The sequence below is a fragment of the Paenibacillus sp. FSL H7-0735 genome, from assembly GCF_038008505.1.
Taxonomy (GTDB): domain Bacteria; phylum Bacillota; class Bacilli; order Paenibacillales; family Paenibacillaceae; genus Paenibacillus_AQ; species Paenibacillus_AQ odorifer.
Genome location: NZ_JBBOZH010000001.1, coordinates 5000881 through 5015630, shown reverse-complemented (window position 1 = coordinate 5015630; position 14750 = coordinate 5000881). Strand labels below are relative to the sequence as shown.

Here is a 14750-nt window from a genome sequence, read left to right as displayed (position 1 = left end):
CTTTGTGCGTGGTTTCATAGTAATATAATTGAGGTATTCTAAATTTGTTAATTTTGAAAGGGGTCATTTACATATGGCAAAGCAAGCGAAAATCACTCTAGAAAATGGCGGCGTAGTGCTGCTGGACTTGTTCGATCAAGATGCACCTAACACTGTAGCCAACTTTGAAAAGCTGGCAAAAGAAGGTTTCTACAACGGATTAACATTCCACCGTGTTATCCCTGGTTTCGTTGCTCAAGGCGGATGCCCTAACGGAACTGGATCTGGCGGTCCAGGATACACAATCAACTGCGAAATTAACCCAAACAAACACGAACGCGGAACACTTGCTATGGCACATGCGGGTAAGAACACAGGCGGAAGCCAGTTCTACATCTGCTACGCTCCACAACCACACTTGGATGGAGTACACACTGTGTTTGGTAAAGTAGTAGAAGGCATGGATCTTGTTGATGCTTTCAAAGGACGCGACAAAATGACTTCGGTAGAAATCATCGAAGCTTAAGATTTAATAGTTAAAAAGCCAGTCTCCGAATATCGGGGCTGGCTTTTTTGTGTTGTTAAAGAATCCGCCTAACCTGTGTACGCCGCGAATTGCGCCGTTCTGGCAGCCAGAAGAATATCAAATACATGGCAAGAAACACAGTGAAGGCAAACAGCTCTTCAACAAGCAGGTAATAAGGATAAGGTCCAAAATAATCCAATACGGAATAGGTGCTAGGCTTCTGGGATAGGAACATGTAGTTTGAGTCTAGGAAGTAATTAGCAGTCCAGATGCAGGCAGCCACAATATTGAGGCCAAGCATGGTGATGAGTAACGATCTCCAAGTCGGCTTGTAGCCCTCAATCCAGGTCATATAAAGAGACGCCAGAATAATAGAACCATGAGCTATAAAAAACAGGAGAAAGCGGAAATGAGGGAACGGATAAACTAGGTTAGGGGTAAGCAAAGCAATAAATGCTCCGCCGATCCCGGCAAAGTAGAGAAAGGAATAAAGGGTTCGACTGCGTGAAATTAACATGATAATAGACAGCAGTAGAGTGATTCCACAGAGCTCGAACGGTAATGAGGAGCTGGAGCGCCAGATGTTCTGAGAGATGTACCACATTTGCAGCCCGGCTTCTGAGACTACAAGTAGAATGATTAGCAGCAAACGCACACTTTGCCGAAGTCTTGAATCTGCACGAATTTCAAACCGTAAGCCATAGAGCAGTAGACAACTTAACGTAATGATAGACAGCGCAACCCAATGCGAAGATGAGAACATGATGAAATCCTCCGCGTGCTGGCGATCAAAAAAAGATGAAAGCTGCATAGACATACCTCCTTTGAACGTGAAAACATCCATCAAAAATAAAGTTTGAGAATTTTAATAATATTGATTCTAGATATCCATAAATTGGGTATATATGTATATGTTCTGTCAACTCCACCACATAAGGAAGACTTTTCATTATATTAACATAAGATGGGGCGCTGGGTGCGGAATTACATATGAAGCTTTTGAACAAACAGGGGTGGAAAACAATTAGAACAAGAAAATGGAGGCAAAAAGAACATGTTTAAGAAAAAAATAAGTGTAATGGTCATTATTTTGATGCTTGTGGCACAATATGCCTATGGCATCGGATTTGCTCCGCAAGTAAAAGCGGCTGCGATTGATGACGAAAGAAATATCATCACCAGTGTTTCGATGGCTGTTTACGGGCCGGATGGAATCACAGTCACGAATAGCGTATACGAACAAGATGCTAATGTTACCTTGGATTATAATTGGTCTCTTCCTAAAAATCATAATTACAAGCAGGGCGACACTTTTACTTTTCAGCTACCGGAACAGTTCCAGCTATTTAATGATTTTAACGGACCCTTAGTCTCTGAGGATGGAGATGTAGGGAGCTTTGAAGTCAGGCAAAATTCACATGAAGTGATAATGACTTTTAATGACTACATAGAAATGCATGATGACGTGCAGGGAACGCTGCGGTTAAATACTAAATTCGATAAACAGAAAATCTCGGGCAGTACTATTCAGAATATTTTATTTCCCGTGAGCGGTGGCGTTCAGACAGTGACAGTGAATTTTAAGCCAAGTGTTGGATCGATCATAGAGAAGAGAGGTATTCCCGAAGGCTTCAATGCGAACCAAATATTATGGACTGTTGATGTCAATAAGTCTTTGGAAGCCGTGGGGAATGCCATTGTGACGGACCCCATCCCTTCAGGCTTATCATTAAATACTCCAGTCACTGTGAGCGTGTATCAACTGAGCATTCAATTGGATGGTTCAGTAACGGAAGGAGCGTTGCTCGACACAAGCAAATACTCTGCAGAGCTCTCCGGAGGGGCACTGATTGTCCGTTTTACGGAGCCTGTGATTAAAGAGGCTTACCGTATTGTATATTCCACAGGGATTACTAATGACCATCAGCTAAGCTTCACCAATACTGCAACTTTTTCAGGAGATGGGCAAGAGCCTGCCAGCTCCTCTGCCACAGTGAATGTAGAACGTGGAGGAAGCTTGAAAAAGTATTCCACAAGCTATGATGGGGGCAAGCAGATCATTTCCTGGGCAATTGAATATAACTACAGTGAAAAGAACATCCCGCAAGGAAACGCTGTGTTAACAGATTTGTTCGATGATTCTCAAGAGCTGGTAGCCGATTCGCTAAAAGTATATGCTGTGCAGCTGGATTCTTCTGGTGGTGCAACGTTAGGCAAGGTTTTGACAAAGGATGTTGACTACACGGTTGTTTCCACCTCAGACGTTCATAAGGCTGGATTTGTATTGCAATTTGTACACGATGTTACTTCACCATATCGAATCGAATATAAGACAAAAGCGATAAAGCGCGTGTTTGAGGATGTCACCATAACTAATACAGTCTCCGATAGTACGTATAGTAATCAGGCTACCCGATTAATCCGGTCTTCCATTCTTTATAAGACTTTATCAACCGTAGATTATCAGAATAAAACATTGGGCTGGAAGGTCACATTGAATAGTGACAATTACCCGATGAGCCATGTTGCAGTTACCGAATCCTTCCCATTTGGCGGCCTAAAGTTTATTCCGGAATCACTGGTGATTAGAAATCTGAATGGAAATGTTTTAAATCCGAATAACTATAATCTAGTATACAACTCACCTGTCGAGCCTAATAAAGGCTTCAAGGTAGTGTTTAATTCACCGATATCTGGTCTTTACACGATTAGCTATTCTACAGAATTTAACAAGGATTGGATTTGGGCTAAAACTGAAAATTTCAACAACAAAGTTCGCTTAGACTGGATGGACTCTACTGAAGCCTTACGCACGATAGAAGCAGAAGGGTTATTCATTCCTAGACCTGAAGCGAAAAACAATGGATTTAAAGGGGGAGCCTACGATGCTTCAACTAAAGAAATTACTTGGACGATAGGCGCCAATTATAACGGCAAAACCCTCGAAGCTCCGGCGCTTGCAGATATTTTAAAATCAGGCCAGACCTTGGTTCCTGGTTCACTTAAAGTTTACACTATGAATATTGCAAAGAATGGTGATCCTACCAAGGGTGGAGAAGTGAATCGTAATAAATATACCTATAGCTTAAATAGCGATAATGAATTAAAGGTCATTTTTACAGATGCGATTAACTCCGCTTTCTACATTGAATTTAACACAAGTCTTGAAGGGCAAATAATAGGCACTACTATTGATAATAAAGCTAATCTCTATGATGGAACAAAAGTGGTTTCCAAAGATTTGACCGCCTCCGTAAAAATTCCTTTTGGAGAGGATTATGTGCTGAAGGACGGCACACAAAACGGGGATAAAATCGACTGGAGCCTGCAAATTAACCGGGGGCAGTCTACTGTAAAGGATGCTTTAATCAAAGATACTCCTAGTGCTAATCAAATTTTGCTGCAGAATTCATTCCATCTATATCCTACTGCTGTAGCTGTGAACGGAGATATCACGAAAAGCGGCCCTGAATTGATTCAGGGTATTGATTATAGCGTAGTTATTACAACGGATGCCGATGGAAAACAATCCTTTGAGTTAAGCTTTGCCAAGGAAATCAGCAGGGCTTACATTCTCGAATATCAATCCCTGATTGTGGCTAACACTGGAGACAAAGTAATAAATACTGTACATTTCAGTGGTTTTAACGGCAGCGAAATAAGTAAAGAGACCTCCAAAGAAATTATTGTCGGGGTCTCCAGCGGTTCTGGCACAGGCAGCGGGGTTAGAGGCACCCTCAATATTAAGAAGCTAGATGCTGCAGATAACTTAAAAGCGCTTGGTGATGCGACTTTTGCATTGTATCGACTAAATGGAGCGGAACGTGTATTGATTAACAGTCTAACTACAGATGCAGAGGGTACAGCTACATTCAATAAAATATGGCTGGGTAGCTATGTATTGGTGGAGACAGCAGCTCCAAATGGTTACGTGCTCGATACATCCGAGCATCCAGTGGAGATTCGTTCCTCGTCAGCGATTCAACTGGTGATTACGAATCAAAAAGCAGTGGAGCCAACGCCTACGGCAACACCAGAACCAACCGATGCTCCAACAACAACACCAGAGCCAACCGTAACACCTGCACCATCAACAACGCCAGAACCGACGGTTTCTCCATCACCAGAAGCGACTGCTGCACCTACACCAATCCCTACAAGCAGCACATCTGGAGGTTCGGTGGTACCCACGTCTACAAGTTCGCCCGTACCAGGGGTAATTATTAATGATCCAGCTGTTCCTGCTGGTCCTGGAATTGCCGCCGATCTAGGATCCGCGACATCAACCGATGAGGGAATTCCTGAGCAAGAGATAACCGAAGATGAAATTCCTTTAGGAGAAGTTGATATCGCCGATGAAGAAGTACCAAAGGGTACGGTGAACAATAGCACTTCGGTTGCTCCTCAGCTGCCGAAGACAGGTGAGAATAGTCCAATGCCACTGTATCTGTCGGGAATTGGGTTGATAACGATAGGCTTTGTTTTGAACCGAGTATTTAGACGTAGGGGTAAGACGGAGTGATTGAGATTAGTGTGATTTAAGATTTTATGCAAAAGCACCCAGCATGATAAATGCCGGGTGCTTTTGTGCTTTTTTTGAAAAATTTATGGCTGATTCTTAAGTGTACCGGGACTAAAACTTTTCCTCCTGGCAGTAGCGGCGCAGCATCAATGGTGAGAGCTTTCCCGTTCACGAGTGCTTTGACACTGCCCACAGTCATAGTAACGGTGTTCTCGGCGTGCTTAAGCTAAAGATCAGTAGCGGTCGGCGATGCTTAGCTGTCGCGGTATGAATGAAATGGCCCCTAGCATAGTTAAATAAGATGGATAATAATATTAGAGGAATTCCTCACTTATAGCAGATTTGGTATGAAATCACTATAAGTCAGAGATCTTAAGGCTTTATGTTATGAAATCTTATCATTTTCTTAATGGATGAGATTGTACAAAAAATCCCTGCAAGCATTATTCGCTCACAGGGAAAGAGGTTTCAAATTCAGTTTGTTTGCGTGTGCTTTTGGCTGTAATGGTTCCGCCGTGAAGCTCTGCAATACTCTTGGCTATGGCGAGCCCTAAGCCACTTCCGCCTGTCTCTCGGGAGCGGGATTTATCGACTCGATAAAAGCGTTTAAATAAGTGGGGGAGGTCGGATGCAGGGATAGGAGTACCATAATTCGTACATACAGCAACTATTCTACCGTCTTTTCTAACAACAGAAATGTCTAGAATTTTTCCTTCCTTTCCGTATCTTACGGCATTGGTAAATAGGTTCTCATACAATCGCACCAGCTCGTCCGCATCTCCGTTGATGATCAGAGGAGCTGTATCCGTATGAATGCGGTAGATCATATCTGCTTGTTCCAGTACGGGTGCAAATTCCTCAATCAGCTGTTCGAGCAGCTTGCCGAGATCTACAGGCTCAATATTTAGCGGTAATCCGCTGCTGCTGACGCGTGTGTATTCAAATAAATCGTCGATTAGCTTTTTAAGAGTCAGAGATTTCTCATAGGCAATATTCACATAATAACGCAGCTCAACCTCGTTTTTATAACGATCCCTCTCCACATATTCAAGGAATCCGAGAACAGAGGTTAGTGGGGTTCGGAGGTCATGGGACACACCTGTGATTAGGTCATTTTTGGCTTTTGCAGCGGCTCGTTCTTCCTCTATAGCAGATTTTAGCTTGCTAGCCATTGTGTTCATATTTTCAGCGAGCTTTCCGAGTTCATCCGTACCTGATACCGGCACCTTGAAAGACAAATTGCCATCCGCAATGGCCTGAACTCCGCTCGTAATGTTATGAAGATTCTTAGTTGTATTTCTGGACAGTTTTAGGATGAAAAAAATAAATAAAGGAATCCCTATAAGAATTACAACTGGCGTCGATCCAATAGTATTGATCACCCAGAGAATGAGTCTGACCCCCCAAAAGGAGCGCGAAGGATTTAACCACAGCAATAGTGAAGTGCCATAATAGCTGCCCATTAAGATTAAAGCGGTGAGTGCTAGGCTTGTTAAGCTGAAGCCAACTATTTTCCAGGATAGGGTATCGAATCGTTTAAAGTTCAACTAGAAGGACCTCCTTTTTCCAGTTTGTAGCCAACGCCCCATACCGTTTTTAAGTATTGTGGTTTACGCGGATCTTCTTCTATTTTTTCTCTGATTTTACGAATATGCACCATGAGTGTATTGGTGCTTTCCAGGAATTGTTCTTTCCATACTTTGGCGTAGATCTGCTCCATGCTTAGGACTTGTCCTCTATTACGGGCGAGCAGCTCTAGAATCGCAAATTCTCGCGGGGTAAGTTTAACTGGCTGATCATCCACACTAACTTCATGCGTAACCGAATTAATAACCAAGCCATCAATGATGATTTCATCCTGTTTGGCGTTTAGATCTGCCATGTAATTTCGAGTTCTGCGCAGCTGGGATTTAATACGGGCAACTAACTCCAGCGGACTAAAAGGTTTCGTAACATAATCATCTGCACCTACGCTAAGTCCGGTGATTTTATCAAGTTCCTGTCCTTTAGCAGATAACATGATGATCGGAAATTTTTGCGTTTCACGAATTTTAATACAAGCCTCAATGCCGTCCATATTAGGCATCATGATATCAAGAACCATGAGGTCTATAGTCTCTCTATTGATAATTTCGAGTGCTTCCAGCCCGTCTTTGGCAGTTAACAGCCGATAGCCCTCGTTCTCCAGATAGATTTGCATTAGTTTAATAATCTCGGCTTCGTCGTCCACCAATAGCAGCGTTCCGTTGTGCATTTCTCAGCGTCCTTTCTTGCTTGTAAAGCAATCTTGCTATAAGAAGTATACAACATTTTCTTGTTTGGAAGCCTCATTTGAAGACCGGTGAAGGCAAAGGAACTGTATAGCAGCTCATAAATTAGTGGAATAAAAGACCAAATCGCCCACAGCATTATGCCAGTTTGTTTTTTCTTTTAGCTTGCTCTGATCGCTGTGCCTCAATCCATGTTTTGATCTGTGGATAATACATTCCCAGCCATGCCCCCTAACATGCAGTTCTGGAATCTTTTTTAAGAGTTGTCATGATAGAAATCTTCCTTTCTTGTAGTGCTTAAACCCTATTTAACAGGAGACTTCTTAACAACGCTGGCAGATAAAAGTAAAGGGAAACTTAATAGTTTCTTAACAAGTCTTAAGAATTAGGAAGCTACTATGCTATAATAATTTCAAATTAAATATGTTGGGGGTAATTTGGAATATGTGGAAGGAATTTAAAGCTTTTGCCTTGAAAGGAAATGTTCTTGATTTAGCGGTTGCGGTCATTATTGGAGCTGCATTCGGAAAGATTGTAACTTCATTAGTAAATGACATTATTATGCCAATTGCGGGTTTGCTTACTGGTGGGATAGATTTGAAGGATCGGGTGTTTGAAGTCAGTACGGACCTGAAAATACCTTATGGACTATTTTTACAATCGGTTGTGGATTTCTTTATTATTTCATTTTCCATTTTTCTGGTTATCAAGCTGGCCAATAAATTTCAGCGCAAAGAAGCCGTTAAAGTTGAAGTGGTGGAGACTCCAGCACCTGCAGAGGATATCGTGCTGCTTACGGAAATTCGTGATCTTTTGAAACAACAAGAACGTGGTTTGTAATCATGAAATATAACCAAGAAGCGCCAGGAGTCCTTGTCCTGGCGCTTCTTGGTTTCCTTTTATAAACTCAGTACAATCTATAATCTAGTTACAAATTTTAAGTAAATATAATAAATGCACTTGCATTTCGCTGGTGTAAGTGATAATTTTGTTAGTAAGGAAAACTTGAACCTCAATTAAATAAAGGATCAATCCTTCAGGGCAGGGTGTAATTCCCTACCGGCGGTGATGCTGTTGTAGAAGTAACTTATTAAGTTCATCTACAGTGCTCAGTCCGCTACCCGGCTCGCGTTGTTGACGCGAACGGTGGACCTGGTGAAATTCCGGGACCGACAGTATAGTCTGGATGGAAGAAGGAGAGGTTGACCGCTTGTCTGCAATGGACTGGCGGATCGCAGTGTTTTCATATAATTATGTGCGATATTTCACAATACCCGTCGATTGACGGCTATTTAAGCACACTTTTATTTGGACTGCCGATTAACTCTCGCATAACCCATCTTGAACTCCTCCTGGAGAATGAGATGGGTTTTTCTGTTTTTTTTAGCTTAAGAATAGACAGCAGTGGATAGGAGGAAGAGATGGAGAACATGAATGATGAGTTTTATATGTCGCTAGCACTGGACATGGCAGAACGTGCCCAAGGGCAAACGGGAATTAACCCTGTTGTTGGCTGCGTTGTGGTGAAGAATGGAGCAATGATTGGACTCGGAACTCATTTGCAGCGCGGTACGGGGCATGCCGAGGTGCACGCTTTGAATATGGCAGCTGGGCAGGCACAGGGCAGTACGGCATATGTCACACTAGAACCGTGCAGCCATTATGGAAAAACTCCACCTTGCAGCCAAAGGCTGATCGATGAAGGGGTAGCTAGGGTTGTAGTTGCTTGTGAAGACCCGAACCCTCAGGTGGCAGGAAGAGGAATCCAAATGCTGCGTGACCAAGGGATTGAGGTCGAAGTTGGTTTGCTGCGTGATCGCGCGTTTCGATTGAATGAGCGTTTTATCAAATATATTTTGACAAAACAACCTTTTGTTACGCTGAAGAGTGCTAGCACGCTTGATGGCAATCTGGCTACCAAATCTGGTGACAGTAAATGGATTTCGAATGGGGAAGCGCGGGAGATCGTACATACGCTGCGGCATCGGCATCAGGGCATCATGGTTGGTGTGAATACAGTGATTGCTGATAATCCCTCTCTGACAACAAGAACAGAAGTGCCTGGCATTAACCCAACGCGGATCATCATTGATTCCGGGCTACGTATTCCTCTGGATTCGGCAGTTGTATGTGATGGTCTAGCGCCTACACTTATTGTAACAACCGATGCTGCAGATCCTGCTAAGAAGGCTGCACTGCTGAAAGCAGGTGTTCAAATCGTTGTATGCGGAGCAGGTCCAAGAGTGGATCTGAAGGCGGCCATGATATCCCTTGGCGAAATGGAAATTGGCTCTATTTTGCTTGAAGGCGGGGGAACGCTGAACGGTGCGATGCTGGAAAGCGGGCTAGTGGATCGTGTTATTCTCTTCTTCGCTCCAAAAATTGTCGGTGGTGGTACAGAAGCGAAAGGGACTTTCGTATTCCCGGGTGTAGAGCTGATGAAGGATGCGATCTCACTTGAAGGATTGGAAGTAAAAGTGCTAGGAGATAATGTATGTATCAGCGGTACTCCGGTACGCTAAAAAAGTTTTAAGCGAAGTGAATTTGAGGAAGTAATGCTTTTTAGGAGGGATATCATGTTCACCGGATTAATTGAAGAGGTTGGTGTTTTGCGCAGTGTCTCCGCCGGTGGGGAAATGATGGTGCTGAATATTGCCGCTTCGGTCATCATGGATGATCTAAAAATCGGTGACAGTGTGTCCGTCAATGGGGTTTGCCTTACGGCGACAACTTTGGGCGATCATTCCTTTACAGTGGATGTAATGCCGCAGACCTACCGGAATAGCAACCTGAAGGAACTGAAGCCCGGCAGCCGGATGAATCTGGAACGAGCGATGGCAGCTGGCGGGCGTTTTGGAGGACATATTGTTCAAGGACATGTTGATGGCACTGGCATTATTAAGAGTGTAAAACGTGATCAAAATGCTGTCGTATTCGAGATTGCACCGGATCGTAAATCACTATTTAAATATATTATCCCTAAGGGATCGATCACGATCGACGGCATTAGTTTAACTGTAGTGAAGACTACGGCCTCATCGCTGGCAGTGTCCATTATTCCGCATACGTTAGGGGAAACAGTACTGACGCACAAACGGGCCGGGGATAATGTGAATATCGAGTGTGATGTACTTGGCAAATATGTAGATCATCTGTTGCATTATGGCTCAGCCGCCCAAGATGAAGAAGGCGAGAGCAGCTCCGGGATTAGTCATGATTTCTTGGCGGCGAACGGGTTTGTTTAAATAAAGAGTTTGCTTACGAAGAAGGGAATAATCTTTCGTAAAGCTTTTAGGAGGATAGGATCATGAGCGAGCAATCGAAAAAGGAAAGTGTCTTGGATCCGATTGAAGATGCGATTTATGACTTAATGCGCGGTAAAGTCATCATTGTAGTGGATGATGAAGATCGTGAGAATGAAGGGGATTTTATAGCCCTTGCTGAACGGGCGACACCAGAGGTCATCAATTTTATGATTACTGAGGGACGTGGATTGGTTTGTATGCCTATTACCCAGGAGCGTGCGGCAGAACTTGAACTGCAAGCCATGGTAACCCACAATACCGATAATCACGGTACGGCTTTTACCGTATCTGTTGACCATATTGATACAACCACTGGGATCTCTGCGGGGGAAAGATCTTTGACCGTTAAGGCCATGATCGATCCAAAAGCGAAACCTGCTGATTTCCGCAGACCGGGGCATATGTTCCCGCTGATTGCGAAAAAAGGTGGCGTTCTGCGCCGCTCCGGACATACGGAGGCTGCTGTTGATCTAGCGCGGATGTGTGGCGCTTATCCAGCCAGTGTCATTTGCGAGATTATCAAGGAAGATGGCTCAATGGCCCGCTTACCTGATCTAATCGAAATTGCCCGCAAGCATGATCTTAAGCTGATCAGTATCAAGGATCTTATTCATTATCGCAATGAAAAAGAACAACTCGTTACTCGCGAGGTTTCAGTACGTCTTCCTACCGATTTTGGGGATTTCCAGACCATTGCTTATACAAATGAAGTCGATGATAAAGAGCATGTAGCTTTGGTAAAAGGCGATATTTCCGGCGATGAGCCAGTGCTTGTACGTGTACATTCCGAATGCCTGACTGGTGATGTATTCCACTCCCATCGCTGTGATTGCGGCCCGCAATTTGAAGCTGCACTGCGGCAGATCGAAACTGCCGGAAGGGGCGTGTTACTCTATATGCGCCAAGAAGGCAGAGGCATTGGCCTTATCAATAAGCTTCGGGCTTACAAGCTGCAAGAGGAAGGACTTGACACTGTAGATGCGAATCTAAAGCTTGGTTTTCCAGCAGATCTGCGTGACTATGGAATTGGAGCACAGATTCTGAAGGATCTGGGTGTGCGCCAAATCCGTCTGCTCACGAACAACCCGCGTAAGATCAAAGGGCTGGAGGGTTATGGATTGGAAGTCGTTGAGCGCGTGCCGATACAAATGCCGGAGAACAAGGACAATACCAACTATCTCCACACGAAGCAAGCGAAGCTTGGACATATGCTGTCTTTTGACGATATTGAACAAAATGAGGATTCGAAAGCTTAACCATACATTATAAAAAACGAAGGGTAGATGATGGATATGCCGAAATATTTAGAAGGACACTTAGTTTCTGAGGGGTTAAAATACGGAGTTGTTGTAGGACGTTTTAATGAATTTATTACCAGCAAGCTTTTGTCAGGTGCACTCGATGCCTTTAAACGCCATGGTGTCGGTGATGATGAAGTGGATGTTGCTTGGGTTCCAGGGGTATTTGAAATTCCATTGATCGCGCAAAAAATGGCTGAAAGCGGCAAATACGACGCTGTAATTACCTTAGGAACGGTTATCCGTGGTTCCACTACACACTATGATTATGTATGTAATGAAGTTGCCAAAGGAGTAGCCGCTATCAATCTTAAGACCGGCGTGCCAACCATTTTTGGCGTAGTTACTACTGAAAATATTGAACAGGCCATCGAGCGTTCAGGAACTAAAGCAGGCAATAAAGGTTGGGATGCTGCGACTGCTGCGATTGAAATGGCGAATCTTAACAAACTGTTTAAGTAAGTCAGCTATTGACGAATCAGTCGAATTCGTGCTTATTTATAGTATAAGAAGAAAGCATGGATTATAAGAGCCCTTTCTACTTGTGTAGCGTCCAGACGGGCGCTGCACTTTACTTTTTTTGGCGGGAGGATGCTTCGTGACTGTATTGTACAAGCTGGAGACGTTTGAAGGTCCGCTGGATCTGCTCTTGCATTTAATTGATAAGGCGGAAATCGACATCCAGGACATTCCGGTCGCCGAGATCACCGAACAGTATATGGAATACCTGCGTAGCATGCAGGAGCTTGAATTGGATATTACGAGTGAATTTCTCGTGATGGCCGCTACCCTTTTATCTATAAAGAGCAAGCTATTGCTGCCCAAACCACCGGTCATTGAGATCGATGATTTTGAATATTACGAAGAGGATGAATTTGATCCACGAGCTGAACTTGTTCAGCGACTGATTGAGTATCGTAAGTTCAAGAGTATTGCTGTACATCTAATGGATATGGAGAGCGAGCGGAGCTTGATTTTTACGAAGGAGCCTGAGGATTTGGGTCCATTCGTGCCAGAAGAGATTGATCAAACGCTAAAAGGACTACATACCTCAGACTTAATAGCCGCTTTTCGTAAAGCGCTAAGTAAGGCTGCCAGAAGGTCTTCTTACCAGCGGATTACCCGGGATGAAATATCGGTAAAAGATCGTATACGTGATGTATCAGATGCGCTGCAGCGCAGAGGAACAGGCGGTAAGTTGCATTTCTCGGCACTGCTTCACGATGAAATGGCACGGCACGAAATCGTAGTTACTTTTCTTGCGATTCTGGAACTGATGAAAATGAAGGCGATTTTTTGCTACCAAGAGAAATTGTTTGATGACATCGTAATGGAGTGGAGAGGAGGAGAACACTTCAATGGATTACAAAACGCTGAAATCGATTATTGAGGGCCTGCTGTTTCTATCAGGGGATGAAGGAATCTCTGTACGCCAAGTGGCTGAAATTACGGAACAGCGCCCAGAGCTTGCGGCCGGAGCATTAGAGGAACTGAAAGAAGATTATGTAGCACAGGAGCGGGGCTTACAGGTAGTGCAAATTGCCGGGAACTATCGGCTGGCTACATTGCCTGATCATGCCCACTATTTTGAGCGTCTGGCCTATTCACCATCCAGATCAACCTTGTCTCAGGCTGCCTTAGAGACTCTCGCAATCGTGGCTTATCGCCAACCGATTACGCGGGTGGAGATTGAAGAAATCCGGGGTGTGAAGTCGGAACGCGCAATTCATACGCTGAATAACAAGGATTTGATTCATGAGATTGGTCGTGCGGAAGCGGTAGGCCGGCCAATTCTGTACGGGACGACTAAATCCTTCTTGGAGAGCTTTGGTCTTGCCAGTCTAAAGGATCTGCCGGAACCAACGAACTTTGAGTCCACGGATAATTTGGAAGAAGAGACGCAGCTATTGTTCAATAAGCTGGATACTCAAATGACGTTTGAGGATGTCGAGCTGCCTTAGTTCGTACGAGAACGCTAATAATTGTATTGAAGGGACTGCCCTTAAACCATTTATGTGGTTTGGGACAGTCCCTATTTTTATTTAAGCTCATATTTTTTATGCAAACCCCGAATTTTTTCCAGCTTAAATTGCCATACTAAACCAAAGGTTCCCATTATTAAGGTTTCTTGGAGGTAAATACGTGACGTTATGGCTTGCAATTCCCCTCGTTTTGCTTGTGCTGGCACTGATCCTGGTCCTGTCTTCATCTATCGATTTCCGCATACGGTGTTATAAACATGGAAAAAATGACCTGCTCGAATTAGATATTACCTCTCTTTTTGGTCTGATAAAGCTTCACTATGAACTTCCCCAATTGGTTTTTAAGGGATTGGAGCAGGGTGTGTGGGGAAAGTTTAAAGAGACAGGGACTGCGACGACAGGTGTAGATACCGTAAAAGAAGAGATATTCGATAAAGAAAGAGTAATGCACTGGCGCGACAATGTTAACCAAGCTGTAAAATCTACACGCGGGTTGAAGGAATGGTTAAAAGAGACTGTAGCTCATGTGAAAATATCAAAGCTCGATTGGTCCACCGATTTCTCTCTTGGTGATGCAGCAGATACTGCGACCGCATCGGGAGCGGTTTGGGGCCTGAAGTGGAGTATTGTTGGTTTTATTTCGCAGTGGGTGAAATTGCAGCAGCACCCTCGAATTTTTGTTAAGCCTGTTTTTGAAGATGAGCTTTGTTTTGCAATGGAGTTTGTCTGTAAGGGGAAAATCTCAGTCGGCTATACTTTGTATGCCTTAATGCGGCTATCTCGGCGTGTCTTGCGTGAAAAAGGTGGGATCGGCCATTGGAGAAATCTGCTGAAACAGATGCGTCAGGAGCCACATGGGAAAGTTTAA

General features: G+C 43.9%; 13 protein-coding genes, 1 pseudogene and 1 riboswitch. Of the genes and pseudogenes, 10 read left to right on the top strand and 4 right to left on the bottom strand.

All coding sequences use genetic code 11. The features are described from left to right. The first annotated feature begins 73 nt into the window (after window positions 1-73). The gene (locus NSS82_RS22880; RefSeq protein WP_036676135.1) at window positions 74-505 is read left to right on the top strand and encodes a peptidylprolyl isomerase; all 432 of its coding nucleotides are present in this window, start codon (window positions 74-76) and stop codon (window positions 503-505) included. Between the two features lie 55 nt (window positions 506-560). Here NSS82_RS22880 and NSS82_RS22875 read toward each other — a convergent pair whose 3' ends face one another. Next, window positions 561-1316, bottom strand: a complete 756-nt coding sequence (locus NSS82_RS22875) for a YwaF family protein (RefSeq protein WP_076273535.1) — start codon at window positions 1314-1316, stop codon at window positions 561-563. Window positions 1317-1559: 243 nt separating this feature from the next. On the opposite strand from NSS82_RS22875, the gene NSS82_RS22870 reads away from it, so the two are divergent. Next, the gene (locus NSS82_RS22870) at window positions 1560-5027 is read left to right on the top strand and encodes an LPXTG cell wall anchor domain-containing protein (RefSeq protein WP_076273536.1); all 3468 of its coding nucleotides are present in this window, start codon (window positions 1560-1562) and stop codon (window positions 5025-5027) included. A gap of 16 nt (window positions 5028-5043) precedes the next feature. Here the strand turns inward: NSS82_RS22870 and NSS82_RS32720 are convergent. The 3 genes and pseudogenes from NSS82_RS32720 to NSS82_RS22860 form a co-directional block, all read right to left on the bottom strand. Continuing rightward, a pseudogene (locus NSS82_RS32720) lies at window positions 5044-5238 on the bottom strand (stalk domain-containing protein); the annotation flags it as partial. Between the two features lie 232 nt (window positions 5239-5470). Then, window positions 5471-6574, bottom strand: coding sequence for a sensor histidine kinase (locus NSS82_RS22865; RefSeq protein WP_038572451.1), 1104 nt, complete (start codon window positions 6572-6574; stop codon window positions 5471-5473). Then, entirely contained in the window at window positions 6571-7281 is a 711-nt protein-coding gene (locus NSS82_RS22860) for a response regulator transcription factor (RefSeq protein WP_076273537.1), read from the bottom strand. The genes NSS82_RS22865 and NSS82_RS22860 overlap by 4 nt, the downstream gene beginning before the upstream one ends. 460 nt (window positions 7282-7741) lie before the next feature. Here NSS82_RS22860 and mscL point away from each other — a divergent pair, with 460 nt between their 5' ends. The 8 genes from mscL to NSS82_RS22820 all read left to right on the top strand — a co-directional run bounded on the left by mscL (window position 7742) and on the right by NSS82_RS22820 (window position 14750). Next, window positions 7742-8137 (top strand): large conductance mechanosensitive channel protein MscL, encoded by a 396-nt coding sequence (gene mscL, locus NSS82_RS22855; protein ID WP_076273538.1) that lies wholly within the window; start codon window positions 7742-7744, stop codon window positions 8135-8137. 188 nt (window positions 8138-8325) lie between these two features. Continuing rightward, a riboswitch (FMN riboswitch) is annotated at window positions 8326-8499 on the top strand. A gap of 219 nt (window positions 8500-8718) precedes the next feature. After that, complete coding sequence (ribD, locus tag NSS82_RS22850; protein WP_076141322.1) at window positions 8719-9819, top strand: bifunctional diaminohydroxyphosphoribosylaminopyrimidine deaminase/5-amino-6-(5-phosphoribosylamino)uracil reductase RibD; 1101 nt, start codon at window positions 8719-8721, stop codon at window positions 9817-9819. Between the two features lie 54 nt (window positions 9820-9873). After that, on the top strand, window positions 9874-10542 hold the full coding sequence (locus NSS82_RS22845; protein WP_076273539.1) for a riboflavin synthase: 669 nt from the start codon (window positions 9874-9876) through the stop codon (window positions 10540-10542). A gap of 62 nt (window positions 10543-10604) precedes the next feature. Next, window positions 10605-11858, top strand: coding sequence for a bifunctional 3,4-dihydroxy-2-butanone-4-phosphate synthase/GTP cyclohydrolase II (locus NSS82_RS22840; protein WP_051490904.1), 1254 nt, complete (start codon window positions 10605-10607; stop codon window positions 11856-11858). 36 nt (window positions 11859-11894) lie between these two features. Then, window positions 11895-12362, top strand: a complete 468-nt coding sequence (gene ribH, locus NSS82_RS22835) for a 6,7-dimethyl-8-ribityllumazine synthase (protein WP_036676377.1) — start codon at window positions 11895-11897, stop codon at window positions 12360-12362. Window positions 12363-12498: 136 nt separating this feature from the next. Continuing rightward, the gene (locus tag NSS82_RS22830; protein ID WP_036676147.1) at window positions 12499-13290 is read left to right on the top strand and encodes a segregation and condensation protein A; all 792 of its coding nucleotides are present in this window, start codon (window positions 12499-12501) and stop codon (window positions 13288-13290) included. Next, complete coding sequence (gene scpB, locus NSS82_RS22825; RefSeq protein WP_341109900.1) at window positions 13259-13861, top strand: SMC-Scp complex subunit ScpB; 603 nt, start codon at window positions 13259-13261, stop codon at window positions 13859-13861. Before NSS82_RS22830 ends, scpB begins: the two co-directional genes overlap by 32 nt. A gap of 181 nt (window positions 13862-14042) precedes the next feature. Beyond that, window positions 14043-14750: a DUF2953 domain-containing protein gene (locus NSS82_RS22820; RefSeq protein ID WP_076101497.1), complete on the top strand. Its 708-nt coding sequence runs from the start codon at window positions 14043-14045 to the stop codon at window positions 14748-14750.

What these genes read in the sequence shown, in the direction of transcription:
- ribH (WP_036676377.1), top strand. Translation starts at nt 11,895, where the DNA reads ATGCCGAAATATTTAGAAGGACACTTAGTTTCTGAGGGGTTAAAATAC.
- NSS82_RS22880 (WP_036676135.1), top strand. Translation starts at nt 74, where the DNA reads ATGGCAAAGCAAGCGAAAATCACTCTAGAAAATGGCGGCGTAGTGCTG.
- ribD (WP_076141322.1), top strand. Translation starts at nt 8,719, where the DNA reads ATGGAGAACATGAATGATGAGTTTTATATGTCGCTAGCACTGGACATG.
- NSS82_RS22840 (WP_051490904.1), top strand. Translation starts at nt 10,605, where the DNA reads ATGAGCGAGCAATCGAAAAAGGAAAGTGTCTTGGATCCGATTGAAGAT.
- NSS82_RS22870 (WP_076273536.1), top strand. Translation starts at nt 1,560, where the DNA reads ATGTTTAAGAAAAAAATAAGTGTAATGGTCATTATTTTGATGCTTGTG.
- scpB (WP_341109900.1), top strand. Translation starts at nt 13,259, where the DNA reads ATGGATTACAAAACGCTGAAATCGATTATTGAGGGCCTGCTGTTTCTA.
- mscL (WP_076273538.1), top strand. Translation starts at nt 7,742, where the DNA reads ATGTGGAAGGAATTTAAAGCTTTTGCCTTGAAAGGAAATGTTCTTGAT.
- NSS82_RS22860 (WP_076273537.1), bottom strand. Translation starts at nt 7,281, where the DNA reads ATGCACAACGGAACGCTGCTATTGGTGGACGACGAAGCCGAGATTATT.
- NSS82_RS22875 (WP_076273535.1), bottom strand. Translation starts at nt 1,316, where the DNA reads ATGCAGCTTTCATCTTTTTTTGATCGCCAGCACGCGGAGGATTTCATC.
- NSS82_RS22845 (WP_076273539.1), top strand. Translation starts at nt 9,874, where the DNA reads ATGTTCACCGGATTAATTGAAGAGGTTGGTGTTTTGCGCAGTGTCTCC.